We start from the raw sequence: 20,955 nt of genomic DNA on the forward strand, positions 1-20,955 counted from the left end.
GTCAGAGTTCGGGGATCAGGCGGCCGCGGCGCGAGAGCAGGAAGCGTTTGAACTCGGCCACCGGCGGGGTGTCCGGGTGGCCGTCCAGCCAGGCGAGGCCGATCTCGCGCACCGCGCGCGGGGCGGTGACGGTCAGTTCGACCACGCCGGGCCGCGGCACGGCGGGCGGGGGCAGCAGGGCGACGCCGAGGCCCGCGGCGACCAGGCCGCGCAGGGTTTCGGCCTCCTCGCCCTCGAAGGCGACCCGCGGGGTGAAGCCCGCCTCGGCGCACAGGTCGTCGGTGATCCGGCGCAGCCCGTAGCCGGATTCGAGGGTGACGAAGGTTTCCTCGGCGGCCTCGGCGAGCCGGATCCGCTTGCGGCCGGCGAGCCGGTGGTCGTCCGGCACCACCAGGCGCAGCCGCTGTTCGTCCAGCCGGCGGGCGACCAGGTCGGGGGCGACGGGCAGCGGGGAGGTCAGGCAGAGGTCGAGTTCGCCGGCGCGCAGCCGTTCCAGCATGGCCTCGCCGTAGTTCTGGACGAGGGAGAAGCGGACCTTGGGGTGGTCGGCGCGGAAGGCGCGGATGAGGCCGGGGACGGTTTCGGAGCCGAGGGTGTGGAGGAAGCCGAAGGCGACCTTGCCGGCCTCGGGGTCGGCGTCGCGCTGGAGGGACGCGGCGGCGCGGGCGATGGAGTCGAGGGCCTTCTCGGTGGAGGCGAGGAAGGTGCGCCCCGCGGTGGTGAGGGCGACGGTGCGGCCCCGGCGGGCGAACAGGGCGACGCCGAGGTCCTGTTCGAGGCGCACGATGGCCCGCGAGAGGGTGGGCTGCGGCACGCCGAGTTCCTGGGCGGCGCGGGTGACGTGCTCGTGCCGCGCGACGGCGGCGAAGTACGCGAGGCGCGGGGCCAGCGAACTTGTCACGCTCATGTCTTCTTCGTAACGAGTCATTGACAGGCGCTCCCCTGAGCTGCACTCATGCGTGGATGTATCGATTATCGCCATTCCGCGCATTGGACGCATAAAAAGAACGGGCCTACTTTCGGGGTATGCCTCCCGCTCATACCGGGGCGTCCACCACCGTGGCCGCCTCCACCCCGTCGTTCCCCGCTCCGGAGCCCCGCTCCCCCGGCCGCCCCGGCTACCGCCGGATGAGCTTCGCGCTCTTCGCCGCCGGGCTCGCCACCTTCGCCCTCCTCTACTCCACGCAGGCGCTGCTGCCCGCGATCTCCGACGGCTTCGGGGTGACGGCGGGTCAGGCCAGCTGGACGGTCTCCGCCGCCACCGGCGCGCTCGCCCTCTTCGTCCTGCCGCTCAGCGCGCTGTCGGAGCGGTTCGGGCGGACCCGGATGATGACCTGGTCGATGGTGACGGCGGTCGCGGTGGGCCTGCTGGTGCCCTTCGCGCCGAACCTGGAATGGCTGGTCGCGCTGCGCGCGGTGCAGGGCGCGGCGATCGCCGGGATCCCGGCCTCGGCGATGGCCTACCTCGCCGAGGAGGTCAAGCCGAAGGCGCTGGTCGGGGCGATCGGGCTGTTCGTCGCGGGCAATTCCATCGGCGGGATGAGCGGCCGTCTGGTCACCGGCTGGGCGGCGCAGGCGTGGGGCTGGCGCAGCGGGCTGCTCACGGTCGGCGTGATGTCGCTGCTCTGCGCGGTGGCCTTCCTGGTGCTGCTGCCCCGGGCGCGGTTCTTCCGTCCGGCGTCGCTGAACCCGCGCGCGGTCGGACGTACCGTCGCCGGGCACCTGCGCGATCCGCTGCTGGTGCGGCTGTACGGGATCGGCGCGCTGTTCATGACCGTCTTCGGGGCGGTGTACACGGTGATCGGCTACCGGCTGGCGGAGGAGCCGTACGCGCTCGGGCAGGGCGTGATCGGCTCGGTCTTCCTGGTGTACCTGGTGGGTACCGTCTCCTCCGCGGCCGCCGGGCAGCTGGTGGCCCGGACCGGGCGCCGGGGCGCGCTGTACCTGGCGGTGACCACGACCGCGCTCGGGCTGCTGCTGTCGCTGTCCGACGCGCTGGCCGCGATCCTGGCGGGGCTGGTGCTGATCACTGCGGGCTTCTTCGCGGGGCACGCCGTGGCCTCGTCCTCGGTGAGCCGGACCGCGAAGTCCGGCCGCGCGCAGGCCTCCGCGCTGTACCAGTCGGCGTACTACCTGGGCAGCAGCGCGGGCGGCACGCTCGGCGCGCTCGCCTACCACTGGGCGGGCTGGGGGGCCACGGCCGGGATCGCACTGCTCGCGGTGGCGGGCGTCGTCTCGATCACGCTGTACGGGTCCCACGCGGCCCGCACCGAGCGCCGCGGCATGCACTTGTCGGCGGTCGCCCGCTGACGCCGGCCATCCCTGGCTCCCCGGGCGTGTCCGACCCGTCCCGGGCAGCTGCTTAGCGAACGCGCAGGACGTTGGCTAACGTGGTGCCACCCTAGGGAGAAATCGAGGTCGATCATGCCCGAGACGGCGCGACAGATCGCCGACGACTTGCGGGCACGGATCGACTCCGGCGAGTTCGGTCCCGGTGCTCGGCTGCCCGGCGAACCAGCACTGGTCAAGCAGTACGGCGTGGCCAAGATGACGGCGGCCAACGCCTTGAAGCTCCTCATCGGCGAAGGCGCCGCTTACGCACGCCCGGGTGCCGGGACGTACGTTCGCGAGTTCACGCCGGTCCGCCGGGTGGCGGCCGAGCGGCTGGCCCGGTCGCAGTGGTCTTCCGGGAACTCGGTCTGGTCCGCCGATGTGAGCGGCCGTCCGATGGACGTCGTGGACATCGAGGTCTACGAGTCCGTCGCGCCGCGCTGGGTGGCGCGCGCCCTCGCCCTGGAGGAAGGCGCGGCGGTGCTGGTGCGTAGTCGCCGCTACCTGATGGAGGGCTCGGCGGTGCAGAAGGCCACGTCGTATCTCGCTGCGGACCTGGTGCGGACCACCCCGATCGCCGAACCGAACCCCGGCCCCGGCGGGGTCTACGCCCGGCTCGCCGACATCGGCCACGGGCCGGTCGACTTCGTGGAGGAGCTGCGGGCCCGGATGCCCAGTCCGGAGGAGTCCGAGGCCCTCGACCTGCTGCCTGGTACTCCGGTCGTGGAGATCTACCGGACGGCCCTCACGGCCGAGGGAAACCCGGTAGAGGTCAACCACATGCTTCTCGACGCCGGTTCCTACGTGATGCAGTACAACTTCCAGAGCTAGGACGAAGGTCGCAGGAGCATGGCGTCATAGACCGGGGATTCGGCGGCGTGCTTGATCTGGCCGAAGACCTCGTAGCCCCAGCGCGGGTATGCGGAGCGGGCGGGTTCGTTGTCGGTGATGCACGTCAGCGTGGTCCACGGCTCGCCGCGCCCGGCCACCATCTCATCGTGCAGGGCCCGGCCGATCCCCTGTCCCGTGTGCTTCGGCAGAACCATCAATTCCCGCAGCCAGAACACCTTCCCGGCCTCGGCCGCATCGGTAACGTCGGCAGGAAGCTCGTCGACGAGGGACGCCCACCAAGCCCGGTCCGGTGTGAGCGTGACGCCGTGAACGTATCCGGCCAGGGTGCCGTCATCGAGGTGGGCGGTGACGACCTCGAAGCCCTCCATGTCGAAGGCGGCAGTCAGCCGCTCGCCGTACGTCGTCACGGAGAAGAACGGGTCACCGATGTACGGAGGTACGTCGTACACCTCGCTGTACACAGCGAGGAACTCGCCGATGAGGGCGCGCGCCGCCTCGGGAGCATGGCGGGTGAAGACGAGCCGAGGCGTGGTGCGATGGGTCATGTGGTGGGTTCCTTCCGTGCTCGCGCTAGGCGATCTGCGTGGCGATCAAATCAGCCGTCTCCCGGGCCGAAGGGCTCGGATTGCCGTGAAGCCTGTCCTTGACCAAGGTGAGCTGCCTCCGGTTGCGCATGGAGGACTGCCCACCCCGGATGAGCCGCAGCGACTCCCGCGCGGCCTCGGCGGTGCGGTCCAGCTCGTGGGCCTGGACGGCGGCATCGGCCAGCCGGGCAAGGCACATGCCCCGGTTGCGGGAGTGCTGGATGTCCTGCAGGGCAGCGGACCGGTCGAGGAGCCGAACGGCCCTCTTGTGCTGTCCGAGATCGGAGCGGCACATGCCTTCCAGACAGACCAGTTCGGCTTCGTTGAGGAAGCTGGTCCACTCCGGATCACAATCGCTGATGCCCCGGTCGAAGGCCTGCCAGGCCCGCTTGACCGAATACGAGGTGTTCATCTCGTCACCGAGCCGTGCGTAGCCCTGGGCCAGCCTGATCGCGAGGAGCGCACCCACCCGGGCCGGGGCATTCCACCGCACCGCATGACGCTCGGCGGTACGGGCGAAGCGGATCGCCTCGCGCGGCTTGCCGAGATCCACCGATTGGCGGGCCATGTTCGACAGGGTCCGGGTCGCCAACTGGTCGTCACCCGAGATCATCGCGGTGTTCAGGGCCTCGGAGAAGTACACCCGTGCTTCGGTCTGCTGCTCTGCGTCGTAGCAGAACCACCCCAGCGACGTTGTGAGCTGCCCGGCGATGGTGTGGAGTTCCTGGCCGATGTCGTCGCTGTAGACGCCGTGATCTATCACGTGATGCACCCATGACAGGTGCATCTTGGCCGTGCGCCACAGCCGGTCCCCGCCGAATCGCTGGTCGATGGCGTCGAGGTCCGTGGCGGTCTCGGTGAGGAGATCGATTTCTTCGCGGCCGATGCGTAGCTCGGTGGCCGCACGGGCGGATGAGGGATTGAGCCAGGGCAGGCCGATCACGGCCACGCCAGCACCCATTGCTGTTCGTCGGTCCACAGGCGGGATCATCTCCCGCAGGCCCGCCGGGCTGTCAAACATGCCCTCCTGGAGGCCGGGAAAGCCGAGCACCTCCGGTCCGCGGCCGAACGCGGCCCGGAGCGCGGTCGCCTGATCGGGGCGTGGCCATGGGGGGTTCTTCGACTCCCAGGCGCGGTAGGTTCGCACGCTGATCGCGTACCCGGGCCGGCCGAGTGCTGCGGCTCCGGCCTTCGAGATTTCCTCGGCGGCCTGCTCCTGGGAAAACCAGCCCTTCGCGGTCCTGGCCGCGAACAGCCTCTCGTTGGCGGGGGTCCGCATGACTCTGCTCCTGCCGTAGGGACGTGACACAACGTATCCGGAGTGAATCGGCAGATGCGTTCTGTGCGGCAATTCCCTTCCGGTCCGGGTGCCCAATGCCGCCGAACTGCCGCTGAACTTCCGCTCTGCGTCCTCGATGGACTTGTCCACTGAAGGGAGGCTGAAGCCACCACCCGCTGATGACGCTAGGGAGCGCTGCGATGGAAGTACGCGAGCACAGGCCGGTCGAAACCTTCGGACACGTCGACCACCCCCTCCTGCACCAGCGAGTCCGCGACCCCAAATCCGGCCGCGAGGGCGAGTTGATGGCCGTGGTGGAGGAGTACCTCGGCACGGTCGCCGGGGCCGCGAAGCACACCCGGACCGCGTACGTCCGGGCGGCGAGCGGCCTGGAGTTCACCGCGGCGCCGGACACCCTGGAGCGGCTGTGAGCACGACCCCGGTGCGGATCTGTGCCGTCTGCGACCGCCCGATCCGCACCGGCGGGCGGGAGTTCATCCGCCACTCGGCATCCGGTGCTCGCCCCTCGGACTGGGCGCACGACCTGCGGGACCCATCGTGCAAGCCGGTCCGGCGGCTCGCGCGGTGAGCCGGGAGTCACGGCTGGCCCAGGAGGCGGCGTATGTACTCGCTCACGCGGACCGGCCACCTGACAGCGCGATCACCGCGGACTGCCTGGCGTACCTGAGCGACGCCGGTAGGCTCGTAGCCCACGGCGTCCGGTGCGTCCACTTCCAGAGGGACGGACTCCGGACCATGGAGGCCGCGGCCGCCTTGGCCGCATGGCATATCGCGACCCGTCTCCCGGACGGCTGGCCGAAGGCCGTCGCCCTCGCCGAAGCGATCCACGACCTGCTCGCCGAAGAAGACCGGCGCCAAGCCCGCCGCAGCGCACGGCAGGCACAGGAACAAGCCCGGTGAACGAGTGGGTGCGCCAGGCCCTGTACGTCCTGATCGTCATCGGCATCTTCAGCGTCATCGTCCTCGGGCCCCGCTGACCAACAGGTGCGCACACACACCGCCTTGGGGGACTGCTTCCATACCCCCGTGCCGGGCGGGTGCGGACCGATCGACCCCGGGAACTGCGCAACGCACGGTGGCGGCAGCGAGGGCGAGGCCCTCGTGCCCGCCGACGGCCCCCCGCCGTCCCGGGGGCCTTCGGCGCGGTCCGGGGCCTGCACGGGCTCCGCGCGGCGGAACGTTCCCTCATGCGCAGTGCGCAGACCTGAGCCTTGGCCTCCCTTTCACCGCCCGTCCCGGCGCGTCACGCTGAGTGCATGAAGCGATATCCGTGACGCGGATCGACCGGGAGGTAGTCATGAAGGGCACGGCGCAAGCCACTGCCGGCATAGACGAGTTGCGCGCGAAGCTCGACCGGATCGACGAGCGGCTCCTAGAGGACTTACGGGCGCGCATCGGCGTGTGTGTCGAGATCGCCCTCGTGAAGAAGGACCAGGGCATTCCGATGATGCAGCCGCACCGCATCGGGCTGGTCCAGGAACGTGCCGCGGCCTTCGGGACCGCCCACGGAATCGACCGGGACTTCCTTCGCGCACTCTATGACCTGGTGATCGAGGAGACCTGCCGGGTCGAGGACTTGGTGATCGGATCATGAACACTGCACCCGCCCCGCGGACGCCCCTCGCCCCGCGGACCCTCCGGACGCTCCTGATAGACAATCACGACTCGTTCACCTACAACCTCTACCAGCTGCTCGGTGAGGTCAACGGCCGCCCGCCGGTCGTCGTCACCAACGAGACCGAGTGGTCGACGCTGTCGATGGACGACTACGACGCGATCGTGATCTCCCCCGGCCCCGGCCGCCCCGAGCGCGCCCGCGACTTCGGCATCAGCGCCCGCGCCATCTTGGAGAGCGGGCTGCCCGTCCTCGGCGTCTGCCTCGGCCACCAGGGCATCTGCCACCTCTTCGGTGGCGAGGTCGGCCACGCGCCGCAGCCCATGCACGGCCGGGTCTCCGAGATCACCCACACCGGCGGGGAGATCTTCGCGGGCATCCCCTCCCCCTACCCGGTGGTGCGCTACCACTCGCTGGCGGCGATCCGGCTGCCCGAGGAGCTGGAGCCGACCGCCTGGACGTCGGACGGCGTGGTGATGGCCGTGCGCCACCGCAGCCTGCCCGTGTGGGGGGTGCAGTTCCACCCCGAGTCGATCAGCAGCGGGTACGGCCGCGAACTCCTCGCGAACTTCCGCGACCTGGCGCTGGCCGAGGGCGCCCGCCGCACCGCGGCTCCGGGCGCGGCGGCGTACGCCGTCCAGGTCCGCAAGGTGACGATGCTGCCCGACACCGAGGAGGCCTACCGGGAGCTGTTCGCCGGGAACGACCACGGCTTCTGGCTGGACAGCAGCAACGTCACCGAGGGCCTGTCGCGGTTCTCCTTCATGGGCGACGGCACCGGCCCCCTCGCCGAATACCTCACCTACCAGGTGCTGGAGCGCACCGTCCGGGTCCAGCGCCGGGACGGCCGCGACGAACTCGTCGAGGAGAGCGTCTTCGACTACCTGGAGAAGCAGCTGGCCGGGCGCCGGATCGAGGTGCCGGAGGGGCTGCCCTTCGAGTTCAATCTCGGTTACGTCGGCTACCTGGGCTACGAGCTGAAGGCGGACACCGGCGGTCACCGGGCCCACAAGGCCGACACCCCGGACGCGGCCCTGCTCTTCGCGGACCGCATGGTCGCCTTCGACCACGCCGAGGGCGCCACCTACCTGCTCGCCCTGACCCGTGGCGCGGCCACCGAGAGCGACGCCGCCGACTGGCTCGACCGCACGGCGGCCCGCCTGATGGCGCTGGGCCCGGCCCCGGCCGCCGCCGCCGGCGGCGCCCCGCGCCGCTTCGCCACCACCGGGATGACCGACCCCGCGCTCGCCGGCATCATCCGGATGCGGCACGACCGGACCGGCTACCTGGACCGGATCGCGGAGATCCACCAGGAGATCACCGACGGCGAGAGCTACGAGGTGTGCCTGACCAACCAGGTCGGCATCAAGGCGCGGATCGACCCGCTGGAGACCTACGCGGCGCTGCGCCGGATCAGTCCCGTCCCCTACGGCGCGCTCCTGGACTTCCCCGGGGTGTCGGTGCTGAGCGGCTCCCCCGAGCGGTTCATGACCATCGGCACCGACCGCACCGCCGAGTCCAAGCCGATCAAGGGCACCCGGCCGCGCGGTGCCACGCCGGCCGAGGACGAGGCGCTGCGCCAGGACCTGCTCGGCAACGAGAAGGACCAGGCGGAGAACCTGATGATCGTCGACCTGATCCGCAACGACCTCAACATCGTCTCCGAGGTGGGTTCGGTCCACGTGCCCAAGCTGTTCCACGTGGAGACGTACGCGCCCGTGCACCAGCTGGTCTCCACCGTGCGCGGCACGCTGCGCGACGGCGAGTCCGCGGTGACCGCGGTCCGGGCCGCTTTCCCCGGCGGTTCGATGACCGGCGCGCCCAAGGTGCGCACGATGGAGATCATCGACCGGCTGGAGGAGGGCGCCCGCGGGGTGTACTCCGGCTCGCTCGGCTGGTTCGCGCTCTCCGGCGCCGCCGACCTGAACATCGTCATCCGCACCCTGGTGGCGACGGAGGACCGGGTCACCTTCGGTGTCGGCGGCGCCGTCATCGCGCTCTCGGACGCCGACGAGGAGTTCGAGGAGACGGTGGTGAAGTCCCGGGCCATGGTCCAGGCCGTGGTGGGCACCGCCCTGCACCCGGTCGCGGCTCCCGCCGGCACCGCCCCGCCCGCCGCCGCCCCGCCCGCGGCCTCCTCGGCCGCCCGGAGCTCCGGGAGCGCGGCGTGATCCGCCGCGCGGTCATCGTCGGCGGGCAGGGCGCGGTCGGCAGGCTCTTCACCGAGAAGCTGTTCGGCAGCGGGATCATGATCTGCGTGGTGGACCCGGCCGGCGCCGGGGAACCCGCCGCGGGCGGTGCGCGCCGCATCCACGGCGACATCACCGACATCTCGCCGGCCCTGGAGAAGGAGCTGCGGCTCGCCGACGTGGTGATGCTGGCGGTGCCCGAACCGGTGGCGCTCGCCTCCATCAAGGGGGTGGCGGCCGTGATGCGGCCGGGCACCCTGCTCGTCGACACCCTCTCGGTGAAGCAGCGCATCGCCGAGGAACTGAGCGCGCACCTCGATGGGGTGGAGGGCCTCGGCCTGAACCCCATGTTCGCCCCCGCCCTTGGCTTCGAGGGCCGGGTGGTAGCCGCGTCGGTGACCTACGACGGGCCGCTGACCACCGAACTGCTGGGGCTGGTGGAGTCCTGGGGGGCCCGGGTCGTCCGGGTCGACGCCGTCGAGCACGACCGGCTGACCGCCGTCTCCCAGGCGCTGACCCACGCGACCGTCCTCTCCTTCGGGCTGGCCCTGCACGGGCTCGGCACCGACAGCGTCGAGGTCGGCCGGATCGCCCCGCCGCCGCACAAGACCCTCGCCTCGCTGCTCGCCCGGGTCTCCTCCGGCACCCCGGAGGTGTACTGGGACGTCCAGGCGGCCAACCCGCAGGCGGCGGGCGCCCGTACGGCGCTCGCCGAGGCGGCCCGGCGGCTCGCCGACACCGTCAAGGACGGCGACGAGGCCGACTTCGCGGCCCTGATGGCCACGGTCCGCGGCGCCCTCGGCGCCGAACTCGACAACTACCGCGAGCTCTGCGCGCGGATCTTCGCTTCGGTCTGACCCCGGACCCCGCACCCCGTACGGCGCCGTCCCGGTCCGCCGTACCCCCGTACAGCCACCGACTGAGAGGCACGAGAGACATGACCGACTCCCGCCCGGGCTTCGCCGACACCGTCCTCAACCCCGCCCAGCGCGCCGCGCTCGCGGCCGACGAGAGCGTCGGCGGCGGAAACCTGCTGCGCTCCGCGCTCGCCGCCAGCCCGAGCCCGACGACCCCCTTCGTCCACTCCACCCGGCCGATCACGAACCTGGACGGGGTGGAGCAGTACGACTACAGCCTGACGGAGATCGACCGCCTCGCCCAGTCCTGGTCCGCCTGGTACCTGAGCCGCGGCGTGCAGCCGGGTGACCGGGTGGCCGTGTGGTTCGAGGACTCCTTCGCCTACTCGGTGCACTTCTACGCGATCGCCCAGATCGGCGCGATCGCCGTCCTCATCAACAGCAAGGCCACCCCGGCGATCGCCGAGTCCCTGATCGAGCAGACCGCCCCGGTGGGCCTGTACGCCGACCGGGCGCGGCTGGACGGGCTCGCCGCGACCGGCTCCGCCCTGGACGGGCTGGTCTGGACCGAGACCGAGGAGGCGCTGCCCGCGCCGCCGGCGGCGGAACTGCCCGAGGACGCGTACTGGCGGCACGTGGGCGAGGACCCGGTGGTGATCCTGCACTCCTCCGGGACCACCGGCCGCCCCAAGCCGACGATCCACACGCACAAGACCATCGTGGCGGGCCCGCAGTTCCGCCTGGTGGACTTCAAGGAGAACCCGGGCGCGCTGATGCTGACCGCGCTTCCCCAGTCCCACCTGGGCTGCATCGCCTTCACCGTGTACGCGGTGCTGGCCGGGACCCCGGTCGTCGCGCACAGCGACCGCGACGGCGCCGACCTGGCGGCGACGGTGGCCGCGCACCGGCCCACCGCGGTGATGGCCTTCGCGCACTCCTACGCCGAACTCGCCTCCCTGGACAGCGCGGACGGCGCCCTGGACAGCGTCAACTCCTGGGTGTCCATCGGCGACGCGGTGCACCAGGCGCACATCAACAAGGTGCTCTCGCTGCGCTCGGCGGAGCTGGACTCGGCGCAGTTCTTCGACCGGCTCGGCACCACCGAGCTCGGCTGGGGCGTCCTGCTGAAGATCCGGACCCGGGACTCCGAGCGCAACGACCGCTGCGCCGGCCAGCCGGTGGGCGTCGCCGAGGTGGCGATCCTGCGCAAGGACGGCAGCCACGCGGACGTCGGCGAGGTCGGCTTCCTGGCCGCGCGCGGCCCGGCGATCACCCCCGGCTACTGGGGCGACTCGGCCACCACCTACCGCTACAAGCTGGCGGGGCACTGGCTGCCGGGCGACATGGCGTACAAGGACGCGAACGGCGACTTCTACCTCGTGGACCGCGCCGCCGACCAGATCCAGACCGCCCAGGGGCCCGCGTACTCGGTGCTCATGGAGGAGGTCCTGCTGAACGACGTGCCGGCCTTCGAGGACGTCGCGGTGGTCGCGGGCGGCGAGGGCCAGGACATCGTCCCGGTCGCCGTGGTGACCACGAAGGAGGGCGCCGACGACGTCGAGAAGCTGCTGATCCGCGCGAACGAGGCGCTGGCCGCGGCCGGTCACCCGACGCTGCGCCTGCTCGAAGTCGCCGCGCACGAGGCCGACTTCCCGGTCGGTGTCACCGGCAAGGTGCTCAAGCGCAAGCTGCGCGAGAAGTACGCCGACCTCGGCAGCTACCTCCGGGCCGGTACCGGCAAGACGCTCGCGGCGGCGGGCTGAGCGCAACCACATGGGACGGCCCTGTCCCGGCCCGGCGAGGGGCGGACCGGGACAGGGCGGCGGCAGAGCGGAACGGGGGCCGGATCAGGGCCGGGGCGCGAAGGCGGCGGCCACCGCGAGAGCGGTGTCGTTGGCCTCCGGGTCACCGATCGTGATCCGGACCCCCTCGCCGGGGAAGGCCCGAACGGCCACCCCGGCTTCCGCGCATGCGGCGCCGAACGCGGCGGCGCGGGCGCCGAGTCCGAGCCACAGGAAGTTCGCCTCGCTGCGGGCGGGGGCGAGCCCGAGGTCGGTGAGCGCGAGCGCGGTCCGCTCCCGCTCCTTGACCAGCGTCTCGACCCGCGCGAGCAGCTCGGCCTCCGCGTCCAGCGAGGCCACCGCCCCGGCCTGGGCGGCGCTGTTCACCCCGAAGGGCACGACGGCCGCCCGGATCCGCGCGGCCACCGGCTCGTGGGCGACGGCGTACCCGATGCGCAGGCCCGCCAGGCCGTAGGCCTTGGAGAAGGTGCGGACGACGACCAGGTCGGGGCGGCCGGGCAGCAGCGCCACCCCGTCGGCCGAGAGCGGGTCGGTGACGAACTCGCGGTAGGCCTCGTCCAGGACGACGAGCACGCCGGCCGGTATCCGGTCCAGGAACCGTTCCAGGTCCGCGCCGGGGACGGTGGTACCGGTCGGGTTGTTCGGGTTGCAGACGAGGACCACGCGGGTGTGCTCGCCGACGGCGGCGGCCATCGCGTCGAGGTCGTGGACGGCGCCGGGGCCGAGCGGGACGCGCACGGCGACGCCGCGGGCGAGCTCCGTGAGGTGCGGGTAGGCCTCGAACGACGGCCAGGCGAAGAGGACTTCGTCGCCGTCCTCGCGCACGAAGGACTGGAGGAGGTGCTGGAGCACCCCGACCGAGCCCGCGCCGAGGGCGAGCTGCCCGGTGGGGACGCCGAGGCGGTCCGCGAGGCGGTCGGTGAGCTCGGTGGAGAAGCGGTCGGGGTAGCGGTTGACCCGGCCGGCGGCTTCGGCGAGCGCCTCGGCGACCGAGGGCAGCGGCGGGTAGGGGTTCTCGTTGGCGGCGAGCAGGTACACGGCGGGGTCCTTTCGGGAAGGGGTGCGGTGGTGCGGGACGCGGGATGCGGGCGGGGGCGGGAGCGCGCTCAGGACCCGTCGCGTTCGGCGAGGCCCATCAGGTAGCCGAGCTGGAAGCGGTGCTCGGCGCCGAACTCGTCGCGCAGGCTGGACACGTGGCCCTGGACCGAGCGCAGGCTGATGCCGAGCCGGCGGGCGATGGCCTTGTCGGAGCGGCCCTCGATGAGCAGCTTGCGGATGGCGCGCCGCATGTCGGGGATGACCTCGCAGGCGGCGTCCGCGGCGCGGACCGGGCGGAAGGGGTAGGGCTCGGCGCGGTCCCAGGCCTTCTCGAAGACGTCGACGAGGAAGCGGCTGACGGCGGGGTCGCGGACCAGGACGGCGGAGCTGCGCGCGTCGTCGGCGGGGATGAACGCCACCTCGCCGTCGATGACGATCATCCGGTTGAAGAACTCCGGGAGGGTGCGGACCTGCGCGCCGCGGGCCTGTACGCAGCCCACGTACCGCTTGGTGGCCTCGTGGAAGCGGGAGCTGTGCTGGTAGAGCGTGCGCATGGCGACGCCGCGGTCCAGGTGGCCGCGGACGGCTTCGTAGGCCTCGTCGAGGGTGGCGTCGGGGCGCGGCCCGTCGGGCTGCGCCGTGAGTATCTCGTGGCGGGCCCCGCGCAGCGCCTCGTGGATGGCGCGGGTGATGTCGTCGCCGCCGTGCAGGTACTCGATGCCGGGGGCGGCGGCGGGGAGCGGCGGGAGGATGCCGGTGGCCGTGGCGTGTTCGGCGCTCTCGGCGGCGTACCGGGAGAGGCTGCCGAGGGTGTCGGCCATCCGCAGCAGGGTGTCGAGCGGGTCGATGGTGGAGGTGGCTCCCTGGGTGGTGTTCATGGCGTGGCCTCTCGTGATGGCTCTCGTGATGACTTTTGTGATGACTTTCGTGACGGGTCGCTTGACGGAGGGGCGGGCGGGTGGGGCGCCGGGACATACGGGCAGGGCCGCGCGGGGATGCAGCATCCCCGCGCGGCCCGTGGTGCGTCCGTGCTCACTCCTCCCCCGGCCCCGGTGTCGCCGGGGCGCCGCGCAGCGCGAGCAGCGCCAGCACGGTGGCCAGGAGGGAGATCGCGCCGACGGCGTACCAGAAGGAGTGGCCGAGGGCGGCGAACAGCCATCCGCCCGCCACCGGGCCGAGGGCGGAGCCCAGGCCGAAGGCGAAGTGGAAGCTGCCGAGGTAGTGGCTCTTGAGGGGTGCGGGTGCGATCACCGCCGGGTACGAGAAGATCGCGGGCCCGCCGATGATCTCGCCCAGGGTCCAGACGAGGGTGGCGATGACGATGACGGCCGGGCCCATCGGGAGCCCGTACAGCGCGACTCCGGCGCCCAGCAGGGCGAAGGCCAGGCCGATGGTGACCCGTACCGGCCAGTCCTGGGTGACCTTGGTGAGCAGCAGCTCGAAGGCGATGACGAGCAGGCCGTTGAGGGACACGGCGGCGGTGTACCAGATGAGGCCCAGTCCGGCGGCGTCCACGTCGAGCGGCAGCGTGGACAGGTACTGGGCGTAGACGGCGGTGTGCAGGACGGTGGCGAGCAGGTAGAGGGTGAAGCGGCGGTCGCGCAGGACCGCCAGGTAGCCCCCGGCCGGGTCCTTGGCCAAGGAGTCCTTGGCCAAGGAGTCCTGCGCCGAGGGGTCCTGGGCCGCCGCCCTGCCCGCGGGCAGGGTGCGCCAGGCCAGTACGGCGAAGGCCAGGGCGATCAGCGCCTCGCCCCAGAACAGCAGGTCGTAGGAGTCGTGGCCGAGCCGGAAGAGGCCGAAGCCGACGAGCGGCGCGGCCATCGCGCCGAGGTTCAGCCCGAAGCGGTACATGGCGAAGACCATGACCTGGCGCTCGGGGCCCGCGAGTTCGGAGAGCAGGGCCGCCGAGGCCGGCCGGAACATCTGCCCGGCCAGACCGGCGAGGACGACCACGGCCAGCAGGGCGCCGTAGTCGGTGAGGTAGAGCAGGGCCGCGGTGAGCGCGGCCGAGCCGGCCATGCTGACGGCGGTGGTGTTGCGGGCGCCGAGGCGCGCGGAGAGCGAACCGCCGATGAGCACGCCGAGGACGGTGCCCGCGCCGTAGGCACCGAGCGCGAGGGTGGCCCGGCCCGGGGCGTGCCCGAGCGAGGTCAGGTAGAGGACGAGGAAGATGTTGAGGAACCCGCCGAGCCTGTTGATGAACACCCCGGCGAGCAGGGTCTTCACGGCGAGCGGTGCTTCGGTGAAGGTCGCGCGTACCGAGGCCCGCGCGGCCGGGGGCACGGCCGCGCGGGGTCCGGTGGCCGTGTCCGGGGCGTCGGGGGTCCCGGTGTCCGGCCCTGGTGCGGTGTGCGTCACGCCCCGGCCACCGCCTCCGGCGCGGGCCCGGCGGGCGAGGTGCGGATGGTGATGGCGGCCCGGACGCGGGCCTCCAGGGCGTCGAGGGCGACGCCGGTGGGGGCGTCGATGAAGAAGTTCGCGACCCGGTCCTCGGAACTGAGCAGCGGGCCGACCTCGGCGCCCTTCTCCTTCTGGGCGAAGACCGCGCGCAGGGTCGGCGGGTCGTTCGGGCGGCCGACCGGCACCTCGGGCCACAGGTCGCCCTCGCCCGCCCATTCGACGACGGTGCCGGGCCAGTCGACGCTGATCTCGTCGAGGATGCCGGGGTCGTGTTCGAGGTAGACCTGGCGGGCGTGCCGGATGGGCTTGGGGTATTCGGCGGGCTCACCGAGGGCGATCTTGATGATCTCCGGCTCCAGCGGGCGGCCGGTGGCCAGGTGGTAGAGAACGGTCAGGCCGTCGCCGGGGGTGCGGGCGGCGACCTCCATCAGCTTGGGGCGGCCGTTGGCGTCCAGGCGCCATTCGGAGTGGGTCATGCCGTCCTTGAAGTCCAGCAGCTTCATGGTGCAGCGGTTGGCCTTGAGGAGGGTGCTGCGTTCCAGGCCGACGGCGCTGGAGACGGTGTGGGACAGCTCGACGAAGGTGTCGGCGTGGGAGTCGGTGGTCCGCTTGACGGTGACCGACTCGAAGACGATCTTGCCGTGCTGGACCAGGGCCTCGACGGAGAACTCCTGCCCGGAGACCCGCTCCTCGACCAGGATCGTCTCGTGTTCCGGGTACCCGGCGAGCAGTTCGGTGAGCTGCGCCGCGTCGGCGGCGGTCGCGACGCCGGAGCTGGAGTGCCGGGTGGCGGGCTTGACCACGACGGGGAAAGGCAGGGACGAGGGGTCGAAGCCTTCCCGGGCGCCGGGCGGCAGGACCACGGATGCCGGGTTGAACTCACCCAGGTGGAACCGCTGGAGGTACTTGCTGCGGCAGACCCGGGTGGCGCGCAGGCCAGGTCCCGGCAGGTCGAGGGCGTCGGCGATCAGGCCGGTGGGCTCGACGAGGGTCTCGCCCGCCGCGTAGGCGCCGATGATCTCGTACGTGGACTCCCAGGCGCGGACGGCGGCGATGACCCCGGGGGTGAAGGACCCCTCGCGGTCGACGGAGCCGTCCACGAAGGCGATGGCGGCGATGTCGGCGGCGGGGTGACCGGGCTCGCTCAGGCCGGCCAGGGCCTGCTCCCGCCACGCGGACGGGGTGATGACGAGGATCTTGAGTCCGCGCGCGGTGAGTTCGCTCAGGTAGCGCGGGGCCCGGCAGATGGCCAGGAAGGATCCGGTGAGCAGGAAGGCTGCGGGTCTTTCCGACAGCGGCGGGACGTGCTCGTTCACGTGGTTGGTGCTCATCGCGCGGGCCTCCACAGGTCGGCGGCCAGAAAGGCCATGTCGAGTGCCTGGCCGCGGTTGAGGCGCGGGTCGCAGGCGGTGGTGTAGTTGCGGTCGAGGTCGTCGAGGGTGACCGGGTCCGTGCCGCCGACGCATTCGGTGACGTGGCTGCCGGTGAGTTCCAGGTGCAGGCCGCCCGGGTGCGTGCCGAGCGAGCGGTGGATCTCGACGAACGCCCGGATCTCGGCGGTGATGTCGCCGAGGCTGCGGGTCTTGAGGCCGCCGGGGGCTACCTGGGTGTTGCCGTGCATCGGGTCGCACACCCACAGCACGTCGGCGCCGGAGGCGGTGACCTTCTCCACCAGGGCGGGCAGGACGTCGTGGATGCGGTCGGCGCCCATGCGGGTGATGAAGGTGAGGCGGCCCGGCTCGCGGTCGGGGTCGATGATGTCGGTGAGGGCCAGGAGTTCGTCGGCGTTCGCCGTCGGACCGACCTTGACCCCGATGGGGTTGGCGACGGAGGCGGCGAAGGCGACGTGGCCGCCGTCGAGCTGGCGGGTCCGCTCGCCGATCCACACGAGGTGGCCGGAGCCCGCGTAGCGGCGGCCGCTGGCGGGGTCGGTGCGCACGAGCGGGGTCTCGTAGTCGAGGAGCAGGGCCTCGTGGCTGACGTGGAAGGGCGCTCCGGCGGTGCCTTCGGCGAGGCCGTCGGGGCCGATGAGGTCGTCGTCGGAGCCGGGCAGCTGCCGGATGCGTTCCAGGGTGCGGGCGGCGGTGCGGTAGGCGGTCTCCATCCGCCAGGGGTCGGGCGCGCGGTCGGCGGCGGTGAAGCCGAGGCCGTTGACGGAGTCGCCGCGGTAGGCGGGGAGTTCGACGCCGCCGCGGGTCTCGGTGGGGCTGGAGCGCGGCTTGGCGTACTGCCCGGCCATCCGGCCGAGCGGTACGACGGGCACGGCGGCGCCGTAGGAGACGATCTCCGCCATCTGGCGCAGGGTGGTGACCGTGCTCTCGGCCTCGCCGAGGGCGCGGGGGCCGAACTCCTCCGCGCAGTGGCCGCCCTGGAGCAGGAGTGCCTCCCCGCGGGCGGCGGCGGCCAGCCGCTCGCGCAGGGCGTCGGCTTCCGACAGCGGCACGAGGGCCGGCAGTCCGGCGAGCCGGTCGGTGACGGTGGCGAGGATCCGGGGGTCGGGCCAGTCCGGCTGCTGAGCCGAATGGAGTGTCCCGCTGGGGGCAGTGATCATCGTGTACTCGCTCCTCGCTTCAGGGCCCGGTCGGTCAACGGACCGGCCACCCCGGTGTATTGGGCGGGTTCCAGCAGGTCGCGCAGGTGCTCCGGGGTCAGGTCGGTGGTGCCCGACAGGGTCTCGGTCAGCAGGTCGGACAGGGTGGCGGACAGGGGGGTGCCGGTGGCGCGCGCCGAGGCCGTGGCCTCGGTGAGCAGCCGGCGGGCTGCCGCCTTGCCCAGGTGCGGGGCGAGGACGGCGGCGAGCCGCTCGGTGACGACGCCGCTGCCGGTGAGGGCGAGGTTGGCGCGCATCCGTGCGGGGTCGGGTTCGAGGCCCTCGGCGAGCTCGACGGCGGTGTGGGCGGCGCCGCCCGCCAGCCGCAGGCATTCGCGCAGGGCGTGCCATTCGCTGTGCCAGACGCCGGCGGAGCGCTCTTCCTCCGAGACGAGCGCCTGGGCGAGGACGGCGGCCAGGGCGGGGACGGTGAGGGCCGCCGAGCGGATCAGGGTGGCCAGGACGGGGTTGCGCTTGTGGGGCATGGCGGAGGAGGCGCCGCGGCCCGCGGGGGCGGGTTCGGCGGCCTCGGCGGTCTCGGTGCGGGCGAGCAGCAGCACGTCGGCGGCGAACTTGCCCAGGGTGCCGGTGATGTGGGCGAGGACGGCGCCGAGGTCGGCGACGGGCGTGCGCAGCGCGTGCCAGGGCAGCAGGGGCGCGGCGAGGCCGGTCTCGGCGGCGAAGGCCTCGGCGAGGCGCTCGTGGAACGCCTCGGTGTCGAGGCCGGCGCCGCTGTGCGCGGCGGCGGTACGGGCGTACTCCAGGTAGCCGCCGAGGGTGCCCGCGGCCCCGCCGAGGGACACGGGCAGCCCCCCGTCGAGCAGCCGGTCGACGCGCCGCACGGAGTCGAGCAGCCCGTGCCGCCAGCCCGCCGCTTTCAACCCGAAGGTGGTGGGCACGGCGTGCAGGGCCAGGGTGCGGCCCGCGATGACGGTGTCGCGGTGGGCGGCGGCGAGGCGGCCCAGCGCGTCGGCGGTGCGCAGCAGGTCGGCGCGGAGCGGGACCAGGGTGCGGGCGGCGACCAGCATCATGGCGGTGTCGAGGATGTCCTGGCTGGTGGAGCCGCGGTGGACGTACTCGGCGGCGCTCCCGCCGTCGAGGTGTGCGGTGAGGGCGGCGACCAGGCCGACGACGGGGTTGGCGGTCTCCCGGGCGGCCAGGGCCAGGGCGCGGGCGTCGAAGCGGTCGGCCCGGGCGGCTGCGGTGATCGCCGCGGCGGCGTCCGGGGGGACCGTGCCGAGGCGGGCCTGCGCCCGGGCGAGGGCGGCTTCGGCGTCCAGCATGGCCTGGAGCCAGGCGGTGTCCGAGGTGGTGGCTTCGGCGGGGGTGCCGGCCCGTACCGGGGAGAGCAGTCCGACGTCGGTGTCGGCCCCGGTGGCGGCTCCCGGGCGGGGCGGGGTCACGGCCGGGCCTCCGCTCCGGAGCCGCCGGAGGCGTTCGCGAGCGGCGCGGTGACGGCCGGCAGGGCCAGGGCCGCGTGGGCGATGGCGTCGGAGTCCTCCAGGGTGACGGAGCCGACCCCGGGGCGGATGCCGGCGGCGGTGACCCAGTGCACGGATTCGGTGGGGACGCCGTAGGCGAAGCGGCGCGGGTGTTCGCGGCCTTCTGCGTCGACGAGGCGGTAGGGCCGCTCGGAGACGGCCAGGCCGCCGGTCTCGTACTCGATGCCGCAGGCGCCGCGGATCTGGTAGGGGCGGCACTGGCCGCTCTCCAGCAGCTGGACGAGCAGCGCGTCGGTGGTGCGGCGCAGGTCGGGGTGGGGCAGCCGGGCCTCGATGAGGGCGGTCGTCCGGATGTCGGGGGCGTCGACGCCGGTGGCGGTGGCCACGAAGGCGGGGCCGTCGGGGCCGTCGGGGTCGGCCGTGACGCGCAGGCCGGGGCCGGTGAACTCGACGATGCCCGCGGAGGCCAGCGCGATCAGCTCGTCGATGCGGGAGACGGGCGGGCCGATGGAGAGGAAGCCGTTGAGCGGGGTGTACCAGCCTTCGAGCTCGTCGCGGTGCGAGGTGGCTTCGAGGCCGCCGTGGTCGACGGCGATGCGGATCTCGTTGCGCAGGTCGCGCAGCACGTCCAGGGCCGCCTTGAGGGGGCCGCTGACGTTGCCCTGGCGCGCTTCGTGGGCGTCGCGCAGCAGGTAGGCGAGCATCCAGCGGCGGAAGTCGTCGCGGCCGGTGAAGCGCAGGTCGCCGTAGGGGCGCGAGAGCGTCTCCCAGTTCCAGCGCTGGCCCTCCTCGACGCCCGCTTCGAGCAACAGGAGGTCTTCGGCGTCCTCGTCGGGTGCGGCGAGGTAGCGGTCGATGAAGGAGGCGACGGCGGCGGGTTCCTCGCCGCGGTTGGCCAGCAGGCGCTCGTAGTAGACGCTCTGGACCTCCTTCTGGATCAGCGGCCAGATGTGGATGCCGAAGTGGATCCAGTCGCCGTCCTTGGCGGCCGCGCGCATCGCGTCGACGCGGGCGACGGTCAGCAGGCGGGGGGCGTAGCGGCCGTCGGGGCCCTTCTCGTTCTCGCCGCGCGCCTGGTAGGGGATGCCCCGGCGGGACCCGGCGTACATCTTGGGCTCCAGGCCGGAGGGCCGGTAGACGAGGCGGCCGTCCGCTCTGCGCTCGAAGAAGCCGCCGCGGCCGAGGGTGAACAGCGCCATGTAGTCGAAGAAGTTGAGGCCGAGGCCGCGCATCAGGACGGGACGGCCGGGGGTGATCGCGGTCAGGTCGGTGTCGGCGGGGTTGGACGGGCCGGTGTACGAGAGTCCGTACTCGGTGGCGAAGTCGGAGAGCCGCTGTTCCTCGGGGGTGAGCTTGGCGGGCAGGTGGCCCTGGGCGAGGACGACCGCGGACAGGCCCGACAGGCGGACCCCGTCGGCGAGTTCGACGGACTGGGCGCCGCCGGGGGTCTCGGAGTCGTGGAGGGCGATGGCGCGGGTGCGGTGGACCTGGATGTCCACGTGGGCGGGGGCCGCGTCGAGGGCCTCCTCGAAGGCCCACTGGAGGTAGTGGCCGTAGAAGGCGCGGGTGGGGTAGGTGTCGGGGCCCAGCTCGCGGGCCTCGGCGAGGGTCTGGGCGCCGTAGCGCTCCTCGTGCCCGGGGTCGGAGGGGTCCAGGCGACGGGCCCACGCGTAGAGGCTGGGGCCCTCCTCGATGGGGCCCTCGATGCGCACGCTGTCGTCGGTGAAGAGGGTGATCTGCGAGGCGACCGTGTTCATGAGCAGGTGGCGGGGCTGGGCGGTGCGCCACACGTTCCCGGCGCCGGGCGGGGCGGGGTCGACGATGTGGACGGTCAGGGCGTCGTGCGCCGGGGACTTGCGCTCCTGTGCGCAGATCCGCTCCAGGACGGACAGGCCGCGGGGGCCTGCCCCGACAATGCAGATCTGGGCGTGGCTGTGCTGCATGGCTGATCCTTC

19 protein-coding genes are annotated in these 20,955 nt (G+C 72.7%); 9 read left to right on the forward strand and 10 right to left on the reverse strand.

All coding sequences use genetic code 11. The features are described 5' to 3' along the window. Window position 1 precedes the first annotated feature (1 nt). Window positions 2–928, reverse strand: coding sequence for a LysR family transcriptional regulator (locus AC0693_RS02110; protein ID WP_469319935.1), 927 nt, complete (start codon window positions 926–928; stop codon window positions 2–4). 98 nt (window positions 929–1,026) lie between these two features. Between AC0693_RS02110 and AC0693_RS02115 the strand changes: the two genes are divergently transcribed. Continuing rightward, window positions 1,027–2,310 (forward strand): MFS transporter, encoded by a 1,284-nt coding sequence (locus tag AC0693_RS02115; RefSeq protein WP_478800756.1) that lies wholly within the window; start codon window positions 1,027–1,029, stop codon window positions 2,308–2,310. Window positions 2,311–2,424: 114 nt separating this feature from the next. Next, window positions 2,425–3,162 carry a GntR family transcriptional regulator gene (locus tag AC0693_RS02120; RefSeq protein ID WP_478800757.1) on the forward strand — a complete coding sequence of 246 codons (738 nt, stop codon included), beginning with the start codon at window positions 2,425–2,427 and terminating at the stop codon, window positions 3,160–3,162. Here AC0693_RS02120 and AC0693_RS02125 read toward each other — a convergent pair. Continuing rightward, entirely contained in the window at window positions 3,159–3,728 is a 570-nt protein-coding gene (locus tag AC0693_RS02125; protein WP_478742926.1) for a GNAT family N-acetyltransferase, read from the reverse strand. The two genes, AC0693_RS02120 and AC0693_RS02125, sit on opposite strands and share 4 nt — an antisense overlap. A 25-nt stretch (window positions 3,729–3,753) precedes the next feature. Continuing rightward, a complete protein-coding gene (locus AC0693_RS02130) occupies window positions 3,754–5,046 on the reverse strand; it encodes a helix-turn-helix domain-containing protein (RefSeq protein ID WP_478800758.1) in 1,293 nt (430 codons plus the stop codon). A gap of 200 nt (window positions 5,047–5,246) precedes the next feature. On the opposite strand from AC0693_RS02130, the gene AC0693_RS02135 reads away from it, so the two are divergent. The 7 genes from AC0693_RS02135 (at window position 5,247) to AC0693_RS02165 (ending at window position 11,491) form a co-directional block, all read left to right on the forward strand. After that, a complete protein-coding gene (locus AC0693_RS02135; RefSeq protein ID WP_478800759.1) occupies window positions 5,247–5,477 on the forward strand; it encodes a hypothetical protein in 231 nt (76 codons plus the stop codon). Beyond that, window positions 5,474–5,635, forward strand: coding sequence for a hypothetical protein (locus AC0693_RS02140; protein WP_478742922.1), 162 nt, complete (start codon window positions 5,474–5,476; stop codon window positions 5,633–5,635). Before AC0693_RS02135 ends, AC0693_RS02140 begins: the two co-directional genes overlap by 4 nt. A gap of 185 nt (window positions 5,636–5,820) precedes the next feature. Then, a complete protein-coding gene (locus tag AC0693_RS02145; RefSeq protein WP_478800760.1) occupies window positions 5,821–5,967 on the forward strand; it encodes a hypothetical protein in 147 nt (48 codons plus the stop codon). Between the two features lie 370 nt (window positions 5,968–6,337). Then, on the forward strand, window positions 6,338–6,661 hold the full coding sequence (locus AC0693_RS02150; RefSeq protein ID WP_356404155.1) for a chorismate mutase family protein: 324 nt from the start codon (window positions 6,338–6,340) through the stop codon (window positions 6,659–6,661). Next, the gene (gene pabB / locus AC0693_RS02155) at window positions 6,658–8,853 is read left to right on the forward strand and encodes an aminodeoxychorismate synthase component I (protein ID WP_478800761.1); all 2,196 of its coding nucleotides are present in this window, start codon (window positions 6,658–6,660) and stop codon (window positions 8,851–8,853) included. Before AC0693_RS02150 ends, pabB begins: the two co-directional genes overlap by 4 nt. Further along, a complete protein-coding gene (locus tag AC0693_RS02160; protein ID WP_356404151.1) occupies window positions 8,850–9,728 on the forward strand; it encodes a prephenate dehydrogenase in 879 nt (292 codons plus the stop codon). The genes pabB and AC0693_RS02160 overlap by 4 nt, the downstream gene beginning before the upstream one ends. Window positions 9,729–9,808: 80 nt before the next feature. Further along, the gene (locus AC0693_RS02165; protein WP_478800762.1) at window positions 9,809–11,491 is read left to right on the forward strand and encodes a class I adenylate-forming enzyme family protein; all 1,683 of its coding nucleotides are present in this window, start codon (window positions 9,809–9,811) and stop codon (window positions 11,489–11,491) included. An 84-nt stretch (window positions 11,492–11,575) separates the two neighbouring features. Here AC0693_RS02165 and AC0693_RS02170 read toward each other — a convergent pair whose 3' ends face one another. The 7 genes from AC0693_RS02170 to AC0693_RS02200 form a co-directional block, all read right to left on the reverse strand. Further along, on the reverse strand, window positions 11,576–12,640 hold the full coding sequence (locus tag AC0693_RS02170) for a histidinol-phosphate transaminase (protein WP_478800987.1): 1,065 nt from the start codon (window positions 12,638–12,640) through the stop codon (window positions 11,576–11,578). Further along, window positions 12,637–13,446, reverse strand: coding sequence for a LuxR C-terminal-related transcriptional regulator (locus tag AC0693_RS02175; RefSeq protein WP_469338852.1), 810 nt, complete (start codon window positions 13,444–13,446; stop codon window positions 12,637–12,639). The genes AC0693_RS02170 and AC0693_RS02175 overlap by 4 nt, the downstream gene beginning before the upstream one ends. Window positions 13,447–13,600: 154 nt before the next feature. After that, a complete protein-coding gene (locus AC0693_RS02180; RefSeq protein WP_478800763.1) occupies window positions 13,601–14,926 on the reverse strand; it encodes an MFS transporter in 1,326 nt (441 codons plus the stop codon). After that, window positions 14,923–16,299: an ATP-grasp domain-containing protein gene (locus tag AC0693_RS02185; RefSeq protein ID WP_478800764.1), complete on the reverse strand. Its 1,377-nt coding sequence runs from the start codon at window positions 16,297–16,299 to the stop codon at window positions 14,923–14,925. Before AC0693_RS02185 ends, AC0693_RS02180 begins: the two co-directional genes overlap by 4 nt. Further along, window positions 16,296–17,519 (reverse strand): 3-deoxy-7-phosphoheptulonate synthase class II, encoded by a 1,224-nt coding sequence (locus AC0693_RS02190; protein WP_356404142.1) that lies wholly within the window; start codon window positions 17,517–17,519, stop codon window positions 16,296–16,298. The genes AC0693_RS02185 and AC0693_RS02190 overlap by 4 nt, the downstream gene beginning before the upstream one ends. Further along, entirely contained in the window at window positions 17,516–18,961 is a 1,446-nt protein-coding gene (locus tag AC0693_RS02195; RefSeq protein ID WP_478800765.1) for a nitrosuccinate lyase, read from the reverse strand. Before AC0693_RS02195 ends, AC0693_RS02190 begins: the two co-directional genes overlap by 4 nt. After that, window positions 18,958–20,943, reverse strand: coding sequence for an FAD/NAD(P)-binding protein (locus tag AC0693_RS02200; protein WP_468462970.1), 1,986 nt, complete (start codon window positions 20,941–20,943; stop codon window positions 18,958–18,960). Before AC0693_RS02200 ends, AC0693_RS02195 begins: the two co-directional genes overlap by 4 nt. Window positions 20,944–20,955: the final 12 nt, after the last annotated feature.

The sequence above is a fragment of the Streptomyces sp. NPDC043876 genome, assembly GCF_056435825.1.